This is a genomic window from Aeromonas lusitana (assembly GCF_002812985.1).
GTDB lineage: Bacteria > Pseudomonadota > Gammaproteobacteria > Enterobacterales > Aeromonadaceae > Aeromonas > Aeromonas lusitana.
Genome location: NZ_PGCP01000009.1, coordinates 20820 through 45552, shown reverse-complemented (window position 1 = coordinate 45552; position 24733 = coordinate 20820). Strand labels below are relative to the sequence as shown.

Genomic DNA, 24733 nt, shown 5'->3' with positions numbered 1-24733 from the left:
AAGGTGGCCGGAGCGACTCCAGCGACCGTCTCATGCGTTGCAGCGGATGGCGGCCCGCCCTCGGGCCGCGCATCCCTCATCTCAGTCTGGGTCAGCCGGATCAATGTTCCAGTGACCGGAATTTCTCGCGCAGGTGGTTACGAATACCGATAGCCGTCAGGTTCAGGCCGACAATCACAGTCACCAGCAGGAAGGAGGTGGCATACACCAGGGGCCGCGCCGCCTCGACGTTCGGGCTCTGGAAGCCCACGTCGTAGATGTGGAAGCCCAGGTGCATGAACTTGCGCTCCACGTGCAGGTACGGGAAGTTGCCATCCATCGGCAGGGTCGGTGCCAGTTTCACCACCCCCACCAGCATCAGCGGCGCCACTTCACCCGCCGCGCGTGCTATCGCCAGGATGAGGCCGGTCATGATGGCCGGGCTCGCCATGGGCAGCACGATGCGCCACAGGGTCTCGGCCTGGGTGGCACCGAGCGCCAGGGAACCCTGGCGAATGGTGCTCGGGATCCGGGCCAACCCCTCTTCGGTGGAGACGATCACCACCGGCAGGGTCAGGATGGCCAGGGTCAGCGCCGACCAGATGACGCCGGGGGAGCCAAAGGTCGGGCTCGGCAGCGCTTCCGGGTAGAACAGCTGGTCGATGGAGCCGCCCAGGGTATAAACGAAGAAGCCCAGACCAAACACCCCGTACACTATGGAGGGCACGCCCGCCAGGTTGATCACCGCGATGCGGATGATCTTGGTCAGGCTGTTCTTGCCCGCGTATTCGTGCAGGTAGACCGCCGCCACCACCCCGAGCGGAGTCACTATGACCGCCATCAGCAGCACCATGAAGACGGTGCCGAAAATGGCCGGGAACACGCCGCCTTCGGTGTTGGCCTCACGGGGGTCATCGGAGACGAACTTGCCAATCTGATGGAACCAGTGTCCCACCTTGGCCGGCAGGCTCATGTCATTGGGCCAGACCACGTCCAGCACCTTGGACATGGGCATGGTGACTAGCTCGCCGCGCATGTCCTTGACGGTAATGGAGTCCCTGTCCGCCTGGGTGCGCAGGGAGAACAGCTCCTTCTCCAGCACCTGGTAGCTGTCGTTGAGGGCCTGACGCTGGCTCTCGAGATCCCCCTTGAGTGCGTCGGTCAGCTCACCTTCCAGCTCGGCCTTGCGCTCTTTCAGGCGCAGGCGCTCCAGCTGATAGTTGATGCCGCCGATGTCACCCTTTTGCAGCTCGTTGGCCTGCTCTGACAAGCCATTGGCACGAGCCAGCACCCGTTGCAAGGCAGGGTGCAAGTCTGCCGTCAGCGCCTTGCCATCTTCCTTCACCCCGACGATGTAACCGTAGAAGTTACCGTTGGTGGTGCGCTCGACCATGGCCAGCTCGGCCGGCAGGGTGCGGGACTTGATGTCGGTCTCCAGCACCCAGCGAAAATCAAGGTCGACGAACTCGCGGTTGCCGGTCTTGACCAGGTAACGGGTCAGCAGCTCACGCTCCTCCCCCACCAGGGCCTGACCGGCGGCACGCAGCCGCTCGACCGGTACCTCTTCGCGATCGTTGATCTCGCCGATGAGCACGCTCTTGTTGCCCTGCTCATCCTGCAACTGCCACTCATAGATGGGGTGCGGCCAGAAGTAGACCAGACCACGCCAGCCGATCAGCAGCAACAGACCCAGTACCGCCACCAGACTCAGGCTGACGGCGCCGCCTGTCATCCAGATCCAGGGGGCCCCTGATTTAAACCACTTACCCATTATCGATTCCTTGTTCATATACAGAACGCCGCTTTATATGGCACGGCTCATTACAGAGAGCTGTATTTTTCGCGCAACCGCTGACGAACGAACTCGGCCAGGGTGTTGAACATAAAGGTGAAGACAAACAGGACGAAGGCCGCGAGGAACAGCACACGGTAGTGGGAGCTGCCCACTTCCGATTCCGGCATTTCCACGGCTATGTTCGCCGCCAGGGTACGCAGCCCCTGGAACATGGAGAAGTCCATGATGGGGGTGTTGCCTGTGGCCATCAGCACTATCATGGTCTCGCCCACGGCGCGGCCAAGGCCCATCATCACCGCCGAGAAGATGCCCGGACTCGCGGTCAGGATCACCACACGGCTCAGGGTCTGCCAGGGGGTGGCACCGAGCGCGAGCGACCCTTGAGTGAGGTGCTTGGGCACGGAGAAGACAGCATCCTCGGCGATGGAGAAGATGGTGGGGATGACCGCGAAGCCCATGGCGATACCGACCACCAGGGAGTTGCGCTGGTCAAACTTGATGCCCATCTCGTGGGTCAGCCAGATGCGCGAATCCCCGTGCATGAAGGCGTTCTCGATGAGCGGGCTCAGGGCAAAGGCGCCCCAACCGATGAACAGCAGCACCGGAATGAGCAAGATGGCGTGCCAGCCTTCCGGCAACCAGGAGCGACCGCGCTCCGGCAGGTAGTTCCAGACCAGCGCGGTCAAGAGCATGCCCATGGGCAGCAAGATCAACAGCAGGATCACCCCTGGCAGCGCCCCTTCTATGATGGGCGCGAGCCAGAGACCGGCCAGGAAGCCCAGGATCACGGTCGGCAGCGCCGCCATGATTTCCACCGTCGGCTTGACGTATTTGCGAAGGCCCGCAGACATGAAGTAGGCGGTGTAGATGGCACCGGCCACGCCGAGGGGCACGGCGAACAGCATGGCGTAGAAGGAGGCCTTGAGGGTCCCGAACACCAGGGGCACCAGGCTCAGCTTGGCTTCAAAGTCGTTGCTGGCCGAGGTGGACTGCCAGACGTACTGCGGCTCGGGGTAACCTTCGTACCAGACCTGCTGCCAGAGCGCCGACCAGGTCACCTCGGGGTGATCGTTTTCGACGTCAAACAGCTTGAAGGTGTCGCCCTGCTGGGCCAGCAGCAGGTTGTGGCGCGGGGAGATGGCCAAGGCCGCCATGGCGCCGCCTTCTACCTTCTCCGTCAGCAGCTTGGCTTCGCCGGTGGCGTGGAAGAAGTTGACGGTGCCGTCTTTGGCGCTGCTGATGAAGCCCTTGCGAAAATGCTCCGGGGTCAGCAAGTCGACTGGGCCGTCGCCCTTGAAGTCACGGATCTGGGTAAAGGCACGTTTGCCATCTTTGGCCACCTCGAACCACTGGGAGATGACGCCATTGTCATTGCCCACCAGCAGGGAAGAGGCACCGGAGAGCAGCGCGACCTGGGTCACGTTGGCATTGGGCGCATTGATCTCCATGACATCGCGCAACGAGATGTCGTTGAGATTGTGGATGTCATAGACAGACAGGCGATTGCCTTCACGCACAAACAGGATGCGCAGGTTCGGGGTCAGCAACATCTGATCCACGTGACGCGGCAGGGAGGGGATGCTGTAGTTCTGACTGCTCCACTCGATTTCGCCGGAGAGGAAGTTCTCCTCACCGCTCATCACGGCCATCACGCCACGCCCGTCTTGGGTCACGGCGGCGGCGGCCATCTTGTCCTTGGTCGCCTCAAACACCATGCGGGTCAGTGCCTTGCCTTCGGCATCGAGCACCATGGGCTCCTCGCCGAACGGGTATTGCAGGCTGGGCTCGATGACGCGCACGTCGTTGGGATAGGAGACCTTGAAGTAGGGCTGGGCCACCAGTGCCTTGCCGTCGGCAAAGCCGTAGGCAATCAGTCGCTGGCCCGGCGCAGGCGTTGCCACCGCTGTGATGTCACCGGCGATCCTGGACTGACCCAGCACCTGACCCACCTTGAGGTTGCCATCGGCCTGCACGGCGAAGAAGCTGACCTCTCCCTTGTCGCTGAAGCGATAACCGATCTCGTTTTGCTCCTCGACGCCGAGCCAGGCGGTCTTGCCCTGTACCGGCAGCGTGAAGGAGGAGGTCGCATCCATGCTGGCGCCATTGAAGATGGGCTTCACCACATAGAGCAGGTAGAAGAAAATAAGCAACAGGGCCACCAGTACCAGACCACCCCCTGTGGTCACTCCGTACTTGGCCAACTTGTCCTTGATCCGGCGTTTTCTACTGCCCGCCATGACCAGGTTGATCGATTCCGATGACATGCAAAACCTCAATGTGAGCTAGGCTTGGCGGCATTATATGGCGGTTGCATGACAGTTTTGTTACATCAAGAGTGATGAAGAGCAGCTTCTTTGCAGAGGGAAAAAACGCGGAATGGTGCGCGCTGAAGAGCGCAGTAACATGCTGTTTAGAGAGGGGTTTTAATTATAGGAAGGTACGGGGGAAGCCGATGCCTCCCCCGAGGAGATCAGGCGTCGTCGCCGTTTGCCTGCTTCAACGCCAGTTTTTCTGCCTTCTTCTCGGCCCGGCGCCGTTTGAAGAAAGCCGAGAGCTGGGCCGAGCAGGCATCTGCCAGCACATCGCCACAGAGCTCGACCCTGTGGTTGTGACGGGGGTCCTGCAGGATCTCGAACACCGACCCCGCAGCGCCCGTCTTGAGATCCCGGGCGCCGAACACCACCCGCTTGACCCGGCTGTGGATGAGGGCGCCGGCGCACATGCAGCAGGGCTCCAGGGTCACATAGAGGGTACTCTCCAGCAGCCGGTAGTTCTGCAGCCGGGCGCCAGCGGCGCGGATCGCCATGATCTCCGCATGGGCGCAGGCATCGTGCTCGCTGATGGAGCGATTCCAGCCCTCGCCTATCACCTCGTCCCCCAGCACCAGCACGGCGCCCACCGGGATCTCGCCGATCCCCTCGGCCCGCGCCGCCAGCGCCATGGCATGTTGCATCCAGCGCTCGTCCTGCTTGGCGTCCTGTTCGGATTGCCCCTCGGTGGCTTTGATCTCTGATGCCGTCACGCCTTCACCTCTTGTTTGTCTCTCATGTTTCTCACCCGGCAGCACCGGTTACCAGTACCTGACCTCAACCTGTGCAGGGGACAGTCTGGCATCTGGGGCCTGGCCGCCCAGAACAGCCCGGTGCGAACGGGCGCCGATTATGCCAAATCTCCCGCGCGGGCCCAAGTCGCATCGCGACTGAACAATAAAGAAGCAATCGGCATCTGTCTGATAAAAAAGGAGTTGCGCCCACTTGGCCATATCATTAGACTCCCTTCCGTCAGCTCGAACTGACCTCGTCGGTGTGTAGCGCAGCCAGGTAGCGCATCTGCATGGGGTGTAGAGGGTCGGAGGTTCGAATCCTCTCACACCGACCATTTTCCCCGAAAATAGCCCAGTCTCTCGACTGGGCTATTTTTTTGCCTGCTCTTTCCCTCTCGCTATCTTCTTCTATTATTCTCGCTTTTACCTCGTCCCCCTGCTGCCATCGACCCTAAACACAGGGTTGGCATGTTTTTTATACAGAACCACTTGAAGCTTTTACAAAGTGCCGCTAGGATACGCAACTTTTCCGCCGGCCATTCATACAAGGAGGTGGATATTCGGGTGAGGGAGTCACCAACCGGCTTGCAATCCAATGAGGCAAGCACCCATGACACACGTAGTTGATACCCAGCCCGACCAGCCCCTGCTCTCGTCCCCCCACCCCGCCATCGAGTCCACCGATGCCGAATACGGCAACATGGTACATCTGGATGTGATCGATCTTGCCGCCCCGGATGATGACTATTGAGGCTGGGCGAGGAGCCCGCCCTTCCATGAGATGCCCTGGACAAGGTGCCATTTTGCCGCTTCGCGCCCCCTCTCGACCCCCGCAGGATCTCGCCGATTAAAATAACAACAAAATGCTGTTAAAGTGAAATTTGACAGTATGAATCACTGCCTCAAGGCCCATGTTCTCTCCCCTCCTCCCTCGGGCTCACTGATACAAACCTACGTTATTGCTCTTCATTTCGGTGCTCGTCACCCCATGGCCCCATCTTCTCTATTTAGCCAAATCAGGTTTTAAACAACAGTTCATCAACCAACTCCTTCGGGGACTGGATGCCTGCTGCATTCTCGGAGCGGATTTCATACAGACGTTTTTACAAAGCCTGGAGTAAGGTCGGGATTTGTTTTTGCATTGGTAATTTTATTACGTAATTAATTACATTTTGCAGGGGGTGCCCATCGGCTTTTCATCCCTCCTGGCGAGGCGAATGGGCAAGAGCATAACCATCTGCGTAGAGCTTTTGCGCTAATCAAATAAATAGATAAAAAACAATGATTTAAGCACCAACCAAAAACAGCTGTTTTAAAAATGTGGTTGACGGTACGGACAATTTTTTGCACCTTATGAGTCGTGTTACCCCGCTGTTACGGGGACTTTGCGAAAAACAGGGATCGACGTTAGTCGTAGTTAATAAGTTCAAAATGTAACTTTCAAAGGAGTGAACCCTATGTCGGCACCAGCCCAGACCATCAGCAGCAGCCGTCTGCGCATGCAAGGCGAGATGCGTCCCGAGTACGCGCACATTCTGACGCCGGAAGCGGTGGCCCTGGTATCCGAACTGGTGGAACGCTTTGCCCCCCAGCGCAATGAACTGCTCAAGCAGCGGATCGCCCGTCAGGCACGCATAGATGCGGGGGAATTACCCGATTTTCTGCCAGAAACTGCCCATATTCGCGAGAGCCAATGGACGGTGCGCGACATCCCGGCCGATCTGCAAGACAGACGGGTGGAGATAACCGGCCCGGTCGAGCGCAAGATGGTGATCAACGCCCTCAACGCCAACGTGAAAGTCTTTATGGCGGATTTCGAGGACTCATTGGCACCGGCCTGGAATAAGGTGATCGAGGGCCAGATCAACCTGCGTGATGCGGTGAACGGCACCATCTCCTACCAGAGCCCGGAAGGGAAAAGCTATACCCTCAAGGCCGATCCCGCCGTGCTCATCTGCCGGGTGCGCGGCCTGCACCTGCCGGAAAAACACGTCACTTTCGACAATGACCCCATCCCGGGCGGCCTGTTCGACTTCGCGCTCTACTTCCTGCACAACCACAAGGCGCTGCTGGCCAAAGGCTCGGGCCCCTACTTCTATGTGCCAAAGCTCCAGAGCCACCTGGAGGGTCGCTGGTGGAGCGAGGTGTTCGCCTGGACCGAAGACAAGTTCGGCCTGCCCCGCGGCACCATCAAGGCCACCGTGCTCATCGAGACCCTGCCGGCGGTGTTCGAGATGGACGAGCTGCTCTATCAGATGAAGGATCACATAGTTGCGCTGAACTGCGGCCGCTGGGACTACATCTTCAGCTACATCAAGACGCTGAAGAATCACCCGGATCGCGTCCTGCCGGACCGCCAGGTGGTCACCATGGATAAACCCTTCCTCTCCGCCTACTCGCGCCTGCTGATCAAGACCTGCCACCGCCGCGGCGCCCTGGCCATGGGCGGCATGGCGGCCTTCATCCCGGCCAAGGACCCGGCGGTGAACGCCGAGGTGTTCGCCAAGGTGAAGGCGGACAAGGAGCGGGAGGCGAACAACGGCCACGACGGCACCTGGGTGGCCCACCCCGGCCTCGCCGATACCGCCATGGCCGTGTTCAACGCCGCCATCCCTGCCGGTGAGAAGAACCAGATCGGGGTGCTCCGCTCCCAGGACGCCCCCATCACAGCCGCCGAGCTGCTGGCTCCCTGCGGCGGGGATCGCACCGAGGCAGGCATGCGCACCAACATCCGGGTCGCCCTGCAATACCTGGAAGCCTGGATCAATGGCAACGGCTGTGTGCCCATCTACGGCCTGATGGAAGACGCGGCCACCGCCGAGATCTCCCGCACCTCCATCTGGCAGTGGATCCGCCACGGCAAATCGCTGTCCAACGGCCAGGTGGTGACCAAGGCGCTGTTCCGCCAGATGCTGGCCGAGGAGCTGGACGTGGTCAAAGCCGAGGTGGGCGAGGCCCGCTGGCAGGCCGGTCGCTTCGCGGAGGCGAGCGAGCTGATGGAGCAGATCACCTGCGCCGACACCCTGATCGATTTTCTGACGCTGCCCGGTTACGAGCGGCTCTGAATATGAGCCCCTCGCGGGGCCACCAATAACAAGTCAATGGACACGTGAAATCAATGAAAGAGGGAACTGATATGGCACTGACCCGTGAGCAACAGATCCAGGCTATCGAGAAAGACTGGGCAGAGAACCCCCGCTGGAAAGGGATCAAGCGCGGCTACAGCGCCGAAGACGTGGTGAACCTGCGCGGCAGCTTGCAGCCGGCGCATACCCTGGCCCAGCGCGGCGCCGACAAGCTGTGGGAACTGATCCACGGCGGCGCCAAGAAAGGCTACGTCAACTGCCTCGGCGCCCTGACCGGTGGTCAGGCGGTGCAGCAGGCCAAGGCGGGCATCGAGGCCATCTACCTCTCCGGCTGGCAGGTGGCGGCGGACAACAACCTCTCCTCCACCATGTACCCGGATCAGTCCCTCTACCCGGCCAACTCTGTGCCGTCCGTGGTGGAGCGCATCAACAACTCCTTCGCCCGCGCCGACCAGATCCAGTGGGCCAACAAGGTGGGACCGCAAGACAAGGGCTTCATCGACTACTTCCTGCCGATCGTGGCGGATGCCGAAGCCGGTTTCGGCGGCGTGCTGAACGCGTTTGAGCTGATGAAGGGCATGATTGAAGCGGGCGCCGCCGGCGTGCACTTCGAAGATCAGCTCGCCTCCGTCAAGAAGTGCGGCCACATGGGTGGCAAGGTGCTGGTACCGAGCCAGGAAGCGGTGCAAAAGCTCATCGCGGCCCGTCTGGCGGCCGACGTGTGCGGCACCACTACTCTGGTGATCGCCCGTACCGATGCCAACGCGGCAGACCTGCTGACCACGGATGCAGATCCGTATGATGCAGGCTTCCTGACCGGTGAGCGCACCGCAGAGGGCTTCTACAAGGTGCAGGCCGGCATCGAGCAGGCCATCTCCCGCGGCCTGGCCTACGCCCCCTACGCCGACATGGTGTGGTGCGAGACCGCCAAGCCAGATCTGGACGAGGCGCGCAAGTTTGCCGACGCCATCAAGGCCCAGTACCCGGACAAGATCCTGGCCTACAACTGCTCACCTAGCTTCAACTGGAAGAAGAACCTGGACGATGCCACCATCGCCCGCTTCCAGCAGGAGCTGTCCGACATGGGCTACAAGTACCAGTTCATCACCCTCGCGGGTATCCACAACATGTGGTTCCACATGTACGAGCTGGCCTACCAGTACGCCCGTGGCGAAGGGATGAAGCACTACGTCGAGATGGTGCAGCAGCCGGAGTTCGCCGCCGCCGAGCGTGGCTACACCTTCGTGGCGCACCAGCAGGAAGTGGGTACCGGTTACTTCGACAAGGTCACCACAGTCATCCAGGGCGGCCAGTCCTCGGTGACCGCCCTGACCGGCTCCACCGAAGAAGATCAGTTCCACTGATAACTTGCCGATAGCAATAAAAAACCCCGGCCTGGTGCCGGGGTTTCTTTTTAAAAGGCCCTCTCCCAGAGGGAGAGGGAACAGAGCCTTAGAACCTGTTCACGGTCTGTGACGAGAGGTCGTCAGCAAGGTGAAGAGCAGCGCAGGAACCGGAGTGTGTAAACACACATGAGGATTCCGAGCAGCACATGAGCCTTGCTCACGGCCTCGCAGTAAGAGCATGAACAGGTTCTCAGAGTTCGAGGATCTCTTTGACGAAGGGAATGGTGAGCTTGCGCTTGGCGCGAAAGGAGGCGTTGTCGAGCTGATTGAGAGTGGTAAGCAGGGTGCGCATATCGCGAGAGAGGCGGTTGAGCAGGAAGCGGCCCACGTCGATGGGCAGCTTGAAGCCCCGCAGCTCGGCGCGCAGCTGCAGGGCACTGAGCTTGCCCTCGTCATCCAGCTCGTCCAGGTGAAAACTCACCCCCCAGTCGAGGCGCGAGGCGAGATCCGGCAGTTGCAGGCCGAGCTTGCGCGGTGCACTGCAACCGGTGACCACTAGCGTCCCCTCGCCTTTTTCCTTCCAGCGATTGTAAAAATCGAACAGGGCCCGCTCCCACAGGGCGTTGCCGGCGATGGCTTCCAGGCTGTCGAGGCAGACCAGGGGCAGGCTCTCGAGGGCATCGAGCATGCTGGGATCCAGCTTCTCGAACTGATCGAGGGAGAGATAGGCGGCGGCAGCGTCGCGGGCATTGACCTCGGCGCAGGTAGCGTGCAGCAGATGAGAGCGCCCGGATCCTTTGGCACCCCAGAAATAGAGGAAAGGTGCGCCCTGACCGATGGCCGCGTTCTTGAGGGCGGTGATCAGATGGGCGTTATTGCCGGGATAAAAACTGACGAAGGTTTCATCATCCGGTAATTGTACGGCTAAAGACAGTTGGGCCGGTTGCTTCACTCGTTGGGCTTTGACTGTGATATTTGAGGCCAAGTGTATCATCGCAGCGGCAGATAGAGAACCGCCCGGACTCGGCCGGGCGGTAAGGATCCTCGATTTGGATCAAGGGTGCGACCATAGGTAGCGCAGGCGGCGACTCTTCAGACTACTCGGAGAACCGCGCAGCAACGCTCGGCCGGGTGGCAAAGATCCTCCATCAGGATCAAGGGTGCGGCCATAGGTAGCGCAGGCAGTGACTCCTCAGAGCGCTCGGAGAACCGCACAGCAATTCTCGGCCGGGTGGCAAAGATCCTCCATCAGGATCAAGGCTGCGACCATTGATAACGCAGACCCTGCTCGTTGTCTTCCACCTGGCGCAGCCGGCTCTCCAGTTGCAGACCCCGCACCAGCTCGGCCTTGTCACCCTGCAAGGTGAGATTGAAGGTCACCTTGTCCCCTTCCAGCTGGCCGATCGTCACCTTGGTGACCGTGGCCATGCCCTGCAGCATCTTCTGCAGCTGGATCATGCCATCGATACCGGACAAGCCCTCCACCACCAGCACCTGGCTGGAGACGACCCCCGAGATGCGGGAACCGTAGTGCTCCACCAGCCAGCCGGCCAGGGCATCCGCGAAGCCTTGCGCCACCTCGGCCTGGGTACCGGAGCCCGAACCCTTGGTCAGTTCGGTCAGCTCACCGCCGGTCTGGGTGCCTGGCTTGGGACCGTAGAGACCCCAGTCGATGCTCCACTTGCCCTCTTCCTTGTCATCGGGTGCCAGCTTGCCGAGCACCACCATCTCGGCGCCGTAGCGCTGGCTCGCGGCGAGGATGGGATCGGCGAAGCGTCCCCATACGTCGGTGGCGTTGACCGCCATGTTGTCATCCAGATCCATCAAGGGAATGCTGACCGGCAGTCCCATGGCCTGGGCCTGGGTGCGCAGGGCGGCGGCCCAGCCATCGCTGGATTGATCCGCCAGGATGCGGCGCTCCCCTTGATCCACCACCAGCCAGATGGCCATCTGCGGGCGCGCAGGCCCGAGCAGGGCAAACTTGCTCTGGCCGATCAGGGCGTTGACCTTGGTGACGTCAAAATCCGCCTTGAGGAACTTGACCGGCCCCACGTCCTGATAGCTGTAGTGCTGCACATAGTCCCCTGGGGCGGCCAGCGCCTTGACCACCTCCGGCTGGGTGAGGATATCGCGTCGACCGCTCACCTTGATGAGCACATCCCCCAGTGCCTGGGACTGGGCGGCGGTCATGTCGCCACTGGTGGGGGCCTTGCCCTGATAGAGATCGGTCACCTGGGCGGCCGACACCGCAAACGACAGGCAACAGCAGAGGGCAGTCACTAAGCGTTTCAACATAAAGAAGATTCTCGAAATGGGAGATGGTGCTTATGGTAGCGGCAAGGCGCGCCTCCCAGCAAGGCAACCGGCAGGCGCAGCGCCAAAAAGCGTGAAGCCGGCACAGGGCCGGCTTCACGAGGCGAACACCAAGCGTTATTTGGTGCCGAAGATCTTGTCACCGGCATCGCCGAGGCCAGGCACGATGTAGCCTTTCTCGTTCAGACCCTGATCGATGGAGGCGCAGTAGAGCTCCACGTCCGGGTGAGCGGCTTCCAGCGCCTTGATGCCTTCGGGGGCGGCGACCAGCACCAGCACCTTGATGGACTGGCAGCCCTTCTTCTTGAGCAAGTCGATGGTGGCGATCATGGAGCCGCCGGTGGCCAGCATGGGGTCGATGACCAGGGCCAGACGCTCCTCGATGTTGCTGACGATCTTTTCAAAGTAAGGCACCGGCTGCAGGGTCTCTTCGTCACGGTAGACGCCGACCACGCTGACGCGGGCGCTCGGCATGTGCTCAAGCACGCCGTCCATCATGCCAAGACCGGCACGCAGGATGGGCACGACGGTGACCTTCTTGCCCTTGATCTGGTCAACTTCTACTGGCCCGTTCCAGCCATCGATGGTAACCTTCTCCGTTTCGAAGTCAGAGGTCGCTTCGTAGGTCAACAAACTGCCCACTTCTTTGGCCAGTTCACGGAAACGCTTGGTGCTGATATCGCCTTCACGCATCAGACCGATCTTGTGTTTGACCAGGGGGTGTTTGACTTCAACGACTTTCATTATTATCTCCTCTAACCGGCGCAAAAAAATCGCGCAATCATACAACAAAAGCCGCCGCTTGTAGAGCTTTTCCACGCAAAAACGCGCAAACGATTTCCTTTCTGCTTTTACCCTCCCACTGTTAGAATACGCCCCGAATTTTACCCTCCACTTCTTTATATGACGGGGAATACGCGTGACTGACAAAACCTCACTGAGCTACAAGGATGCTGGCGTGGATATCGATGCCGGCAATGCACTGGTTGAACGTATCAAGGGCGTGTCAAAACGCACTCGTCGTCCTGAAGTCCTTGGTGGTCTTGGCGGCTTTGGGGCCCTGTGTCAAATCCCTGCGGGCTACAAGGAGCCGGTGCTGGTTTCCGGCACCGACGGGGTGGGCACCAAGCTGCGTCTCGCCATCGACCTGAAGAAGCACGACACAGTCGGCATCGATCTGGTGGCCATGTGCGTCAATGACCTGATAGTGCAAGGCGCCGAGCCGCTGTTCTTCCTCGACTACTACGCCACTGGCAAGCTGGACGTGGACACCGCCGCTGCCGTGGTAACCGGCATTGGCGCCGGTTGCGAGCAGTCCGGCTGCGCCCTGGTGGGCGGCGAAACCGCCGAGATGCCGGGCATGTATGAAGGGGAAGATTACGACATCGCCGGTTTCTGCGTCGGTGTGGTGGAAAAGAGCGAGATCATCGACGGCAGCAAGGTCGGTGACGGGGATGCCCTGATCGCCCTGGCCGCGAGCGGTCCCCACTCCAACGGCTTCTCCCTGGTGCGCAAGATTCTGGAAGTCTCCAAGGCCGACGTGCATCAGCCCCTGGGTGACACCACCCTGGCCAACGCCCTGCTGGAGCCGACCCGCATCTACGTCAAACCCGTGCTCAAGCTCATCAAGGAGTGCGAAATTCACGCCCTGTCCCACATCACCGGCGGCGGCTTCTGGGAGAACATCCCCCGCGTGTTGCCTGCCAACACCCAGGCGGTGATCGACGAGCAGAGCTGGCAGTGGCCGGCGGTGTTCAGCTGGCTGCAGCAGGCTGGCAACGTCACCCGTCACGAGATGTACCGCACCTTCAACTGCGGCGTCGGCATGATCATCGCCCTGCCCGCCTCCCAGCTGGAAAAAGCCCTGACCCTGCTCAAGGCCGAGGGTGAGAACGCCTGGCACATCGGCCATATCGCCAAGGCGGCCGATGGCGAGGAGCAGGTCGTCATTCAATGACCGAGCTCGCCAACAGCCAAATGACGGCGGCCAAACGCATCCTGGTGCTGATCTCCGGCAGCGGCAGCAACTTGCAGGTCATCCTGGACAGTTGCACCAGCGGCAGGATCCCGGGTGAGGTGGTCGGCGTCATCAGCAACAAGGCCGATGCCTATGGGCTGGTGCGCGCCAAGGAGGCCGGCGTCGCCACCAGCGTGCTGGCCCAGCAGCAGTTTGCCAACCGGGATGACTACGATCTCGCCCTGCAGGCGCTGATGGCGGACTACAAGCCGGATCTGGTGGTATTGGCCGGCTTTATGCGGATCCTGAGCGCGCCCCTGGTGCGCCACTTCGCGGGAAGGATGATCAATATCCACCCCTCCCTGCTGCCAAAATACCAGGGCTTGCACACCCACCAGCGTGCCATCGACGCAGGCGATGAGGAGCATGGTGCCAGCGTTCACTTCGTCACCGAAGAGCTGGACGGCGGCCCTGTGATCCTGCAGGCCCGCGTGCCCATCTTCGACGGGGATGACGCTGACGAGGTGGCGGCCAGGGTGCAGGCCCAGGAGCACAGCATCTACCCCCTGGTGGTGCAGTGGTTCTGCGAGGGCCGGCTCGCGATGCAGGAGGGCGCAGCCCTGCTGGATGGCGCAGTGCTCGGCCCGGCGGGGCATGCCAGCGAGTAAGCAGACGTCTTGTCGAGATGTAAAAAAGGAGGCCGATGGCCTCCTTTTTGTTTCTTTATTTACGCAAATAACAGCGAAAATGAATGACTTTTAACCATTACGCAGATGAATCACTCAGTTAAACTCATCTTATCGATATAACCCACCACCTCCCCTAGACCGGATTATCGATGTCGATAAAGGTCACCTCCAGCCCGTGCACGGTCGCCAGCCACTCTCCCAGCGCCTTGACGCCGTAGCGCTCGGTGGCGTGATGGCCGGCGGCGTAGAAGTGCATGCCCATCTCGCGAGCGGTGTGAATGGTCTGCTCCGAGGCTTCGCCGGAGATGAAGGCATCTATGCCCTGCTCCGCCGCCAGGTTGATGTAGCTTTGGCCACCGCCGGTGCACCAGGCCACGGAGCGGATAAGCTCGGGGCCTGTATCGCCGCAATAGAGCGGCTCACGGCCGAGGCGCTCGGCGATAAGCTTCGCAAAATCGCTGCCGCTGATGGGCTCTTCCAGCTTGCCCACCATGGCCACACTCTTGCTGTTCCAGGGCTCGAGGCCACGGCGCACCTTGATGCCGAGCAGCTTGGCGAGCTGGGCGTTGTTGCCCACCTCGGGGTGCACGTCCAGCGGCAGGTGATAGGCGAACAGGTTGATGTCGTGGGCCAGCAATGTCTTGAGGCGACGCTGCTTCATGCCGGTGATCTGGGCCGGCTCACCGCTCCAGAAGTAGCCGTGATGGACCAGGATGGCGTCTGCGTTGGCCGCCACCGCCGCGTCGATCAGGGCTTGGCTGGCGGTGACGCCGGTCACCACCTTGCGAATGCGCTCACGCCCCTCCACCTGCAGACCATTGGGACAGTAGTCCTTGATGGCGTGCGGCTCGAGCAGGTGATTGAGCAGGGTTTCCAGTTTTCGATGAGAGATCATAAGGGTCTCCTAACACGGTCGGCCCCCGCGGTTGCAGACAACCGCCAGGGTCTTGGGATAAATCGTCAGGAGACCATGATAATCGAGCGGGGCCTGCAAGGCCACGACACAGGCAATCTGCTCAGGCGGGCAGCTCTATACCTGCGTCCCGCATCTGGGCCAGCTTGTAGCGCAGGGTGCGCGGGCTGATACCGAGCCGGTCTGCCACGTCCTTGCGACTGCCGTTGCACTCCTGCAGTGTGTCCAGGATGATCTGGTGCTCTTGCAATTTCAGCTCGCTGCCGAGCCCCTCGCTCACCACGGGGCGCTCGAACGGGCGCACCAACCCCTCGTCCGTCTCCTCCAGGATGAGCTGGGCCTCCCCTATCACCCCGTCCGGGCTCAGGATCAGGGCACGCTGGACCACGTTGTCGAGCTCGCGCACGTTGCCGGGCCAGGGATGGGCCAGCAGCCGTGTTCGGGCGTCCTCCTCCAGTTGCGGGGCGGGCAAGCCCATCTGGCTGGCATGGAGCGCCAGCAGGTGCTCGGCCAGGGGCAGGATGTCGCCGGGTCGCTCCCAGAGCGACGTCCAGCGCAGGGGGAAGACGTTGAGGCGGTAGTAGAGATCCTCGCGGAACAGACCGTCCTGCACCGCCTTCTTGAGATCCCGGTTGCTGGTGGCGATGACCCGCACATCGAGGGGGATCATCTTGCGACTGCCAAGCCGCTCCACCTCTTTCTCCTGCAACACCCGCAGCAGCTTGGCCTGCAGGCCGAGATCCATCTCGGTGATTTCATCCAGCAAGAGTGTGCCGCCCTGAGCTTGTTCGAACTTGCCCGGGCACCCCTGCACGGCGCCGGTAAAGGCCCCCTTCTCGTAACCAAACAGGGTCGCCTCCAGCATGTTCTCCGGGATGGCGGCGCAGTTGATGGCGATGAAGGCCTGCTCGGCCCGGCTGGAGTTGTCGTGAATGTAGCGGGCCAGCACCTCCTTGCCGGTACCGCTCGGGCCGGTCACCATGACGGTGGCCTCGCTTCTGGCGACCCGGGTCGCCAGCTGGAACAGCTCGGCCGTGCGGGGATCCCCGTACACCACGGCCCGCTTCTCTATCTTCTGGGGCGGCACGTAGCGGCTGACCTGGTTGAGCAGCACCTCGGGGGAGAAGGGTTTGGCGAGGTAATCGATGGCCCCCTCCCGCATGGCGCGCACGGCGCCGTCGATGTTGGCGTAGGCGGTCATCAGCAGCACGGGCACCTGGGGATATTGCTGGCGGATATTGGCCAGCAGGGTCAGGCCGTCCATGCCCCCCATCTGGATGTCGGAGATGACCATATCGAAGCTCTGGCGCGACAAGGAGAGCAAGGCTCGCTCGCCGCTGTCGGCCTCACGGCACTCGTAACCACCGAGCAACAGGGTGTCCACCAGCGCCTCGCGCAGGCCATTGTCATCTTCCACTACCAGGATACGGGCTTGCGTCATGCTACCTCTCCCACCGCCAACAGGGCCTTATCGTTATTCGTATCTGCGTTCATATCTGCCTCCATCGTCGATGGACGGGATCCGGCGCGGCTCATGCCACACCGCCGAGGCGCATGGCCTGTTGATGCAGGGGGAATGAGAGGGTAAAGCAGGTTCCCTCACCGGGCACGGAGGCGACGCCGACCTCCCCCTGATGGGCTCGCACCACGGATTGCACCACAGCGAGGCCAAGGCCCGTGCCCTGGGAGCGGGTGGTGAAGAAGGGTTCGAAGATCTGGCCCAGCAAGGCAGCGGGCATACCCTTGCCGTTGTCGAGCACGCGCATCTCCACCCGGTTGCCACTGCGCACCGCGCTCACCAGCAGGGAGTTGGCCCCCGCCTGCTGGGCATTGGCGATCAGGTTGTTGATGGCCCCGGCCAGGGCGTTGCTGTTGGCCAGCAGGCAGAGATCCGGCTCGGGCGCCTCCATGTGCAGCACGCAGCCCTGCTGCTGACAGAAGGCCTCGGCGCCGGCCTGCACCTCCGCCAGCAACCCCTGTACCGAGATGGGGGCGACCACCTGGTTGTCGTCGTTGCGGGCAAACAGCAGGATGTCGTTGATCTGCTTTTCCAGATCCTGGAGCCTCGCCATCAATTTTTGCTGGAACTGGCTGCGGGATTCCGGTTTGAGGGTGCGGTTCGCGAGGTTGGCCGCATAGAGCATGGCGGCGGAGAGCGGGGTGCGGATCTGGTGCGCCAAGGAGGCGGCCATGTTGCCGAGGGCCGACAACCGCTTCATGTGGTTGACCCTGTCTTGCAGCTGACGAGTCTCGGTGAGATCCGTGATGAACACCAGCTGGCCCGGTTGATCCGGCAGGGGCTGGGTCGAGAGCTGTACCCGCCGGCCGTCTCGCAGGGAGATCTCGTGGCCGTCGTCTTCGCGGGGCTGGAAACAGCGGGCGATGATCTGGCGCCAGGACTGGCCCTTGAGCGGCTCCCCCAGCAAGGCGAGGGCGGCGGGGTTGGCGCGAGTGATGCGCCCTTCCCCATCGAGCAGCAGCACGCCGGTCGGCAGCGCCTGGAAGATGGCGTAGAGCTGGCTCACCTCGTGAGACTGGAGCGGATTGTCCTGCTGCGCGATTGTCATAAACCTGACCTCAAACTGGGTTTGGGATCAGGTTATTCAATTTCCATGCCAGTAAAATAACGCCTATATATCAATTGGTTGAGAACTTGCGTCAAAGCCTTGACCTCAGGTCTCCTTGCTCATGCCGTATTTTTTCATCTTCTCCACCAGGGTAGTGCGGCGCATGCTGAGCAGGTCGGCGGCGCGGGCCACCACCCCGTCCTGGGACTCCAGGGCCTGACGGATCAGCTCCACTTCGAGGTCGGCCAGCATCTCCTTGAGATTGACCCCCTCCTGAGGCAGCTGCATGGGCAGCGGCACGGCGACGGCGTCCAGCTCGGGGGGGCTCTGGAACACGGCGGCCAGAGCATCGCGCTCGTCCAACTCGGTGAGGCGCTCATCCCGTGGCTCGCAGGGCAGCAGGCGGTAGCGGCTCGGCAGGTCCGCCACGTCGACTATCTGGTTCGGATAGAGGATGAGCAGCCGCTCGATGAGGTTTGACAGCTCACGCACATTGCCGGGCCAGGGGTACTGCATCAGGGATTCCATGGCGCGCTGGGTCAGGCGGATGATGCCCCTATGCTGCTCGGCGTGGCGATTTAGCAGCTCCTGCAGCAGCAGGGGAATGTCATCGGCACGCTCGCGCAGGGGCGGCGTTTCGATGGGGAAGACGTTGAGGCGATAGTAGAGATCTTCGCGAAATCCCTGGGTGCGGATCATCGCTTCCAGATCTCGATGGGTCGCGGCGATGACGCGCACATCGGCCTGTACCGGCTTGCCTCCCCCGACCCGGTCAAACAGGCGCTCCTGCAGTACCCGCAGCAGCTTGACCTGCATGGGTAGCGGCATGTCGCCTATCTCGTCGAGGAACAGGGTGCCGCCCTGAGCCAGCTCGAAGCGGCCGCGACGGGCGGCGATGGCGCCGGTGAAGGCCCCTTTCTCGTGGCCAAACAGCTCGCTCTCCAGCAGTTCTGCCGGAATGGCGCCGCAGTTGATGGGCACGAAGGGGCCCTGGCTTCGGGAAGAGAGTTCATGGATGGCGCGGGCCACCACCTCCTTGCCGGTCCCGGATTCCCCCAGGATCAGCACGTTGGCGTCGGTCTCCGCCACCTGGCCGATGAGACGGCGCACCTCCTGAATACCTCTGCCCTTGCCCACCAACAGCCGCAACAGGGTCTGACCCTTGTCATGGAGCTGCTGGCGCGGGTGCAAGGAGATGAAGGCCTGACAGAAATGCAGATGCCGGGTGAGGGACTCGTAGTTGAGGGGATCGTCGCTGCTACCGATGAAGTTGCTGTTCGGGTGGCTCGCCTCGGTCAGGGAGAGGAACGGGATGCGGGGGAAGGCACCGAGCAGCTCGCCCAGGGGGCGCTCCAGCAGTTCGCCCGCCAGGATCCCTTGCAAGGGACCTGAGGACTCGATCGCCATGTCGAGCTCGGTTTCTGCTACTTCCTGCCAGGGGATCCCCATGAAGGAGAGCACAGTCCCCAGTTGCTGACGTCGCTGTTCATCGGCATCGACTACCAATACCCCCATCGCCATCATACTCATCCCTCTTACACACCTGACGCCAAGTTATTGTTTTTTAGTGCTTATGGGAAATAGCCACGCACCTTCACAGGGTGCACAAAGTGCCAAAATTCTGGCGCTTTGTCAAAACTTGTCGCGCCCCGTGCACCGCCGCGCGATCGGGATCACAGAGGACAACGTTTGTCATGGGATCGGGCAGCGGCGGATCACAGGGAGCAGCAGAAAATGTAGCAGAAAGAGGGAGGGTTTGGCTCCGGCCGAAGCCGAAGCCAAACAGGGCTCAGTGTTTGACCTGGCCGTGGGGAGCGGCGTAGCGGCACTCGGGGAAACGGCTGCAGGCCAGGAACAGTCGACCCACATGGGGGCCCTTCTTGGCTTCACGCTCCACCAGGGGCGCGTCACAGCGGGGGCAATGAGGCAAGGCCGCGGGGGCCTCCTCTTCCTCGTCGTCCTCATCCAGGAACAGGTTGCCCGCCAGCATGGGCCCGAGTTCACTCAGCGCGGACTGAGGCTCATTCAGCACAGGCTCAGCGACCTTCGGCAAGGGGCTGGCGGGAGGCTGGCCGGCGTGGTGGTTTTCACTCAAGTCCACACCGTCGAGCAGCAAGGGGCTGAAGGTGGGCTCGCGGCGCTCACCGGGCAGCAGATCCTCGACCGGGGCCGTCGTCTTGGAGAGCAGCGGCAGCAGCTGCTCGCGCAGCTCTTCCACCTGGTAGTGGCTGCTGGCCGGGATCTGCAGCAGGGGGAGACCGGCACTGTCACAGGCCTCTTTCAGGAACAGATCCCGCGCCTTGCGCTTCTGGTGGCGGTGGGAGCTGTCATCGAGCTCGACCGCACAGAGGAAGGAGAGATCCGCCGGATGGCAGAGCAGGTAGTCAAAATGCTTGGCACTGATCTTGTTGAAGGCCTGCTGCCACTTGCTCTTGCCCATGCGCGCCTCGGGCGTCAGCACATCCGCGACCCGCACCTTGGCGAAGACCCGCGCCTTGTCACCGACCGCTAGATCCAGCACCCCGAGGAAGGAGCGCTCGGCCGGACTGAACAGGGTCTCCTGCAGATCATAGGGCAAGCTCTTCCCCTTCTTGCCTCTGCTCCAGACGATCGCCAGCAGCAGAAGCACCAACAACACCAATCCCGATACGACAAGGCTATTCATAAGCGCAGATCCCGTTCACAACAGAGTTCCAGTTCATCAAACACAACGAAGGGGCGTCACTCTACCACGGGGAATCCAAGTCAGGCAGCGCAGAAAGGGGCACATGCCCTGTGATCCCTGTTTTTTCACTATATTTGCGCGAGGCGGGGCTTCATATGGCCTGTCACAGCAGGCACAATGCAGGTGGAACTCATTCAAAGGAGAGCAGGATGCAAAAGCAATTGGTCGTCACCGTGATAGGGGCAGACAAACCCGGTATCGTCGAGAGTCTGGCAGATACCATCAGTCGCGAGCAGGGCAACTGGCTGGCCAGCTCCATGAGCGAGCTGGCGGGACAATTTGCCGGCATCCTGCATGTGAGCGTCCCCGATGAGCACTACCGCAGCCTGTGCGAGGCGCTGGTGATGCTGCCCGGCCTCACCGTCAGCTTCGCCGAAGGCCAGCTCAGCCCAGAGCCTGCCCGCCAGGTGATGCTGAGCGTCACCGGCAACGACAGACCCGGTATCGTCCACGAAGTCGCCAGCATCTTGCGTCAGCTCAACATCAACGTGGCCGATCTCACCACCGGCTGCGAGCCCGCGCCCCACTCCGGCGCCCCCCTCTTCTACGCCCATGCCCTGGTCGCCCTGCCGCCCCAGCTCGAGCTGGATGACCTCATCCAGGCGCTGGAGTCCCTCTCCGATGATCTGGTGGTCGACATCGATCAAGACCTCACCGAATAGCGCCGGTTGTCATAAATTTGTCATGGTTTGACCCCATAACTGCCGCGCAGACGCAACCTGATCACAGAGGCACCACATGAGCACCGACAAGCAGTATGAAGAGAAAGAGCTGAGTTGGCTCTCATTCAATGAACGGGTGTTGCAAGAGGCAATGGACAAGACGGTCCCGCTCATCGAGCGGGTCCGCTTCCTCGGGATCTTCTCCTCCAATCAGGACGAGTTCTTCAAGGTGCGGGTCTCGGACGTCAAGCGCCGCATCCTCATCAACGAAGTGCACGGGGGCGACGACGAGGCCAAAGTATTGCTGCGCGCCATCCAGCAGAAGGTGATGGCGCTCGGGGAAGCGTTCGACAACACCTACAAGGAGCTGCTGATAGCGCTGGCCCGTCACAACATCTTCCTGGTCAACGAGAACCAGCTCTCCGAGGCGATTCAGCAGTGGCTGCGGGTCTTCTTCAAGGAGAAGGTGCTGCGCCACATCATCCCCATCTTGCTGAACAAGGAGGTGAACCCGGTCAAGTTCTTGAAAGACGAGCACACCTACCTCGCCATCGAGATGAAAAAAGCCGGCCAGGTGATCCAGTACGCCCTGGTGGAGGTGCCGACCGACGATCTGCCCCGCTTCTTCCAGCTGCCGCCGGAGGGCACCCGCCGCAAGAAGCAGATCATCATCCTCGACAACGTCATCCGCTTCTGTCTGGACGAGATCTTCAAGGGCTTCTTCGACTACGACGAGATCGCGGCCTACGCGGTCAAACTGACCCGGGACGCGGAATACGATCTCTCCGACCAGCTGGACCTCAGCCTGGTGGACAAGATGAGTGACGGCTTGAAGCAGCGTCTCACCGCCATGCCGGTGCGTTTCGTCTACGAGCGGGAGATGCCCGCCGCCATGATTAGCTTCTTGAAGCTCAAGCTGCAGATAAGCTCATACGACGCCATCATGCCCGGCGGTCGTTATCACAACTTCAAGGATTTCATCGGCTTCCCCAACGTGGGCCGGGACTATCTGGAAAACCCCAAGCTGCCGGCCCTCGATTGCCACGACTTCGACGGCTTCGTCAACGCCTTCGACGCCATCACCAAGCAGGATATTCTGCTGTATTACCCCTATCACAAGTTCCATCACTTCACGGAATTGGTGCGTCAGGCAGCGTTTGATCCGGCAGTGAGCGCCATTCGCATCAATATTTACCGGGTCGCCAAGAAGTCGCGCATCATTCACTCCCTGATCGACGCCGCCAACAACGGCAAGAAGGTGACTGTGGTGGTGGAGCTGCGCGCCCGCTTCGATGAGGCGGCCAACATCGACTGGGCCAACATACTGACCGATGCGGGGGTCAAGGTGGTGTTCGGGGTGCCGAGCCTCAAGATCCACTCCAAGCTCTGTCTCATTACCCGCCACGAACATGGCGAGGCGGTGCGCTACGCCCATATCGGCACCGGCAACTTCAATGAGAAGACCGCCAAGATCTACACCGACTTCTCCCTGCTGACCCGCCATCCGGACATCACCGCCGAGGTGGAGGGAGTGTTCGAATACATCGAGTACCCCTACCGGCGCTACAAGTTCAACCACCTGCTGGTCTCCCCCATCAACAGCCGCCGTCAGCTCTATCGCCTCATCGACAACGAGCTAGCCAATGCCAAGGCGGGGCAACCGAGCGGCATCACCCTCAAGATCAACAACCTGGTAGACAGGGATCTCATCAACCGGCTCTACGCCGCCGGTCAGGCGGGGGTGCCCATCCAGATGATCATCCGCGGCATGTGCGCCCTACGTCCCGGGGTGCCGGGCCTGAGCGAGAATATCCAGGTCATCAGTATCATAGACCGCTTCCTCGAGCACCCGCGGGTCATGGTGTTCCACAACAAGGGCAACCCCCAGCTGTTCATCTCCAGCGCCGACTGGATGAGCCGCAATATCGACGGCCGGATCGAGGTGGGCACCCCCATCTACGACGAGCGCCTCAAGCAGCGCATCCTGGATATCCTCCAGTTGCAGCTGAGCGACACCTGCAAGGCAAGGGTCATCGATGCAGATCAGAGCAACGAATACGTGAAGCGGGGCAACCGCCGCAAGGTTCGTTCTCAGGTCGCGATTTACGATTATCTCAAACGCATAGAGTCAAACCATGGACAATAGTCTGTACGCCGCTGTCGACCTGGGCTCGAACAGCTTTCACATGGTCATAGCACGCCTCGCCGAGGGGCGGATGCAGATCGTCGATCGCATCAAGGAGCGGGTCCGGCTGGCGGAGGGGATGGACGAGCAGCGCCGCATGTCCGAGGAGGCCATGGCCCGCGGCCTCGACTGCCTTGGCCTGTTCGCCGAGCGCCTCACCAACATCAAGCCGGATCAGATCCGCATCGCCGGCACCTACACCCTGCGCCGCGCCAGCAACGCCCGTGAGTTCGTGCGCGAGGCGGCCCAGGTGCTCAATCACCCGGTCGAGATCATCAGCGGCCAGGAAGAGGCTCGCCTCATCTATCAGGGGGTGGCGCACACCCAGCATATCGAAGGCCAGGTGCTGGTGGTGGACATAGGCGGTGGCAGCACCGAACTCATCATCGGCGAGGGGTTCGACCACAAGGCCCTCACCAGCCGCAAGATGGGCTGCGTCAGCTTCACCCAGAGCTTCTTTGCCAACGGCAAGCTCGGCGAGAAAGCCTTCAACAACGCCGTGCTGGAGGCGCAGCACCAGCTCGCCCCCATCGTCAACCAGTACCGCAAGCTCGGCTGGCAGAGCTGCCTCGGCAGCTCTGGCTCCATTCGCACCGTGCGCGATGTATTGCAGGGGGAAGAGTGGACCGACGGCAGCATCACGCTGGCAGGGCTGGAGCGCCTCAAAGCCGAGATGCTCAAACACAAGAAGGTCGATCAGCTCAAACTCGCGGGTCTGACCGAGGAGCGCCAGGGGGTGTTCGCCGCCGCGGTCGCCATCCTGCTCGGCCTCTTCACCTCCCTGCCCATCGAGCGGATGGAGTACTCTGACGGCGCCCTGCGCGAAGGCCTGCTGTACGAGTTCGAGGAGCGGCTGCAGCATCACGACATCCGCGAGCGCACCGCCCTTGCCCTCATCAGCCACTATCGCATCGACAAGCGTCAGGCGGCCCGGGTCGAGCAGAGCGTGCTCTCATTGTTCGATGCCCTGAGCGATCCCTGGCAGATGCCCATCGAGCCCTACCGCGCCATCCTCGGCTGGGCGGCGCGGCTGCACGAGATTGGCCTTGCCATCAACTACAGCGGCATCCACAAACACTCCGCCTACATCTTGCAAAACACCGACCTGCCCGGTTTCAACCAGGACGATCAGGCCCTGCTGGCGGCCCTGGTGCGCTTCCAGCGCAAGGGGCTCAAGCTCTCGGAGCTGCCCGCCCTGCCCAACCACGACGAGCAGACGGTGCTGCGCTGCATCCGCATCCTGCGCCTCGCGGTGGCGGCCCATCACAGACGTCAGGACAACCTGCTGCCGCCGCTCAATGTGCTGGCGGCCGGGGATCAGCTGGTGGTCACCTTGCCGACCGAGTGGTGTGAAGACAACCGCCTGCTGATGCAGAACCTGGAAAAAGAGCACCGCTATTGCCAGGAGCAGGGCTGGCCCCTGCTGTTTCAACTGAGCTAAGCTCGATTTCCCCATGCAAAAGAGGCAGCCCA

At 61.5% G+C, this 24733-nt stretch carries 19 protein-coding genes and 1 tRNA gene; 9 read left to right on the top strand and 11 right to left on the bottom strand.

From position 1 onward, the window contains the following. Positions 1-100: 100 nt before the first annotated feature. From pstA to tadA, 3 genes are all read right to left on the bottom strand, one after another. The gene (pstA, locus tag CUC44_RS07055; RefSeq protein WP_100859270.1) at positions 101-1750 is read right to left on the bottom strand and encodes a phosphate ABC transporter permease PstA; all 1650 of its coding nucleotides are present in this window, start codon (positions 1748-1750) and stop codon (positions 101-103) included. Positions 1751-1800: 50 nt separating this feature from the next. Further along, positions 1801-4038, bottom strand: coding sequence for an ABC transporter permease subunit (locus CUC44_RS07050; protein WP_100859269.1), 2238 nt, complete (start codon positions 4036-4038; stop codon positions 1801-1803). 206 nt (positions 4039-4244) lie between these two features. After that, positions 4245-4781 carry a tRNA adenosine(34) deaminase TadA gene (gene tadA / locus CUC44_RS07045; protein ID WP_425266299.1) on the bottom strand — a complete coding sequence of 179 codons (537 nt, stop codon included), beginning with the start codon at positions 4779-4781 and terminating at the stop codon, positions 4245-4247. 294 nt (positions 4782-5075) lie between these two features. On the opposite strand from tadA, the gene CUC44_RS07035 reads away from it, so the two are divergent. The 4 genes from CUC44_RS07035 to aceA all read left to right on the top strand — a co-directional run bounded on the left by CUC44_RS07035 (position 5076) and on the right by aceA (position 9267). Then, positions 5076-5152 (top strand) — tRNA-Pro (locus CUC44_RS07035). A 275-nt stretch (positions 5153-5427) separates the two neighbouring features. Further along, complete coding sequence (locus CUC44_RS21085; protein ID WP_167388818.1) at positions 5428-5568, top strand: hypothetical protein; 141 nt, start codon at positions 5428-5430, stop codon at positions 5566-5568. A gap of 706 nt (positions 5569-6274) precedes the next feature. Next, positions 6275-7882 carry a malate synthase A gene (gene aceB, locus CUC44_RS07030; RefSeq protein ID WP_100859266.1) on the top strand — a complete coding sequence of 536 codons (1608 nt, stop codon included), beginning with the start codon at positions 6275-6277 and terminating at the stop codon, positions 7880-7882. 71 nt (positions 7883-7953) lie between these two features. After that, on the top strand, positions 7954-9267 hold the full coding sequence (gene aceA, locus CUC44_RS07025) for an isocitrate lyase (RefSeq protein WP_100859265.1): 1314 nt from the start codon (positions 7954-7956) through the stop codon (positions 9265-9267). Between the two features lie 232 nt (positions 9268-9499). Here aceA and hda read toward each other — a convergent pair whose 3' ends face one another. The 3 genes from hda to upp all read right to left on the bottom strand — a co-directional run bounded on the left by hda (position 9500) and on the right by upp (position 12306). Next, complete coding sequence (gene hda, locus CUC44_RS07020; RefSeq protein ID WP_167388817.1) at positions 9500-10201, bottom strand: DnaA inactivator Hda; 702 nt, start codon at positions 10199-10201, stop codon at positions 9500-9502. A gap of 302 nt (positions 10202-10503) precedes the next feature. Further along, complete coding sequence (locus CUC44_RS07015; RefSeq protein ID WP_100859263.1) at positions 10504-11544, bottom strand: DUF2066 domain-containing protein; 1041 nt, start codon at positions 11542-11544, stop codon at positions 10504-10506. 135 nt (positions 11545-11679) lie between these two features. Then, positions 11680-12306 (bottom strand): uracil phosphoribosyltransferase, encoded by a 627-nt coding sequence (gene upp, locus CUC44_RS07010; protein WP_100859262.1) that lies wholly within the window; start codon positions 12304-12306, stop codon positions 11680-11682. A 175-nt stretch (positions 12307-12481) separates the two neighbouring features. Between upp and purM the strand changes: the two genes are divergently transcribed. Together purM and purN are read left to right on the top strand one after the other, a co-directional pair. Beyond that, entirely contained in the window at positions 12482-13519 is a 1038-nt protein-coding gene (purM, locus tag CUC44_RS07005; RefSeq protein WP_100859261.1) for a phosphoribosylformylglycinamidine cyclo-ligase, read from the top strand. Next, positions 13516-14187, top strand: coding sequence for a phosphoribosylglycinamide formyltransferase (gene purN, locus CUC44_RS07000; protein WP_425266297.1), 672 nt, complete (start codon positions 13516-13518; stop codon positions 14185-14187). The genes purM and purN overlap by 4 nt, the downstream gene beginning before the upstream one ends. Positions 14188-14341: 154 nt before the next feature. On the opposite strand, the gene CUC44_RS06995 is transcribed toward purN, so the two are convergent. The 5 genes from CUC44_RS06995 to CUC44_RS06975 form a co-directional block, all read right to left on the bottom strand. Next, positions 14342-15103: a Nif3-like dinuclear metal center hexameric protein gene (locus CUC44_RS06995; RefSeq protein WP_100859260.1), complete on the bottom strand. Its 762-nt coding sequence runs from the start codon at positions 15101-15103 to the stop codon at positions 14342-14344. Between the two features lie 121 nt (positions 15104-15224). Further along, entirely contained in the window at positions 15225-16562 is a 1338-nt protein-coding gene (locus tag CUC44_RS06990) for a sigma-54-dependent transcriptional regulator (protein ID WP_100859259.1), read from the bottom strand. Between the two features lie 91 nt (positions 16563-16653). Further along, on the bottom strand, positions 16654-17688 hold the full coding sequence (locus CUC44_RS06985) for a sensor histidine kinase (RefSeq protein WP_100859258.1): 1035 nt from the start codon (positions 17686-17688) through the stop codon (positions 16654-16656). 105 nt (positions 17689-17793) lie between these two features. Further along, positions 17794-19212, bottom strand: a complete 1419-nt coding sequence (locus tag CUC44_RS06980; RefSeq protein ID WP_167388821.1) for a sigma-54 dependent transcriptional regulator — start codon at positions 19210-19212, stop codon at positions 17794-17796. A 265-nt stretch (positions 19213-19477) separates the two neighbouring features. Then, positions 19478-20353 carry a DUF2726 domain-containing protein gene (locus tag CUC44_RS06975; protein WP_167388816.1) on the bottom strand — a complete coding sequence of 292 codons (876 nt, stop codon included), beginning with the start codon at positions 20351-20353 and terminating at the stop codon, positions 19478-19480. Positions 20354-20562: 209 nt separating this feature from the next. On the opposite strand from CUC44_RS06975, the gene CUC44_RS06970 reads away from it, so the two are divergent. From CUC44_RS06970 to ppx, 3 genes are all read left to right on the top strand, one after another. Further along, the gene (locus CUC44_RS06970; RefSeq protein ID WP_100859256.1) at positions 20563-21075 is read left to right on the top strand and encodes a glycine cleavage system transcriptional repressor; all 513 of its coding nucleotides are present in this window, start codon (positions 20563-20565) and stop codon (positions 21073-21075) included. A gap of 76 nt (positions 21076-21151) precedes the next feature. Continuing rightward, the gene (gene ppk1 / locus CUC44_RS06965; protein WP_100859255.1) at positions 21152-23221 is read left to right on the top strand and encodes a polyphosphate kinase 1; all 2070 of its coding nucleotides are present in this window, start codon (positions 21152-21154) and stop codon (positions 23219-23221) included. After that, entirely contained in the window at positions 23211-24701 is a 1491-nt protein-coding gene (gene ppx / locus CUC44_RS06960) for an exopolyphosphatase (protein WP_100859254.1), read from the top strand. The genes ppk1 and ppx overlap by 11 nt, the downstream gene beginning before the upstream one ends. Positions 24702-24733 lie beyond the last annotated feature (32 nt).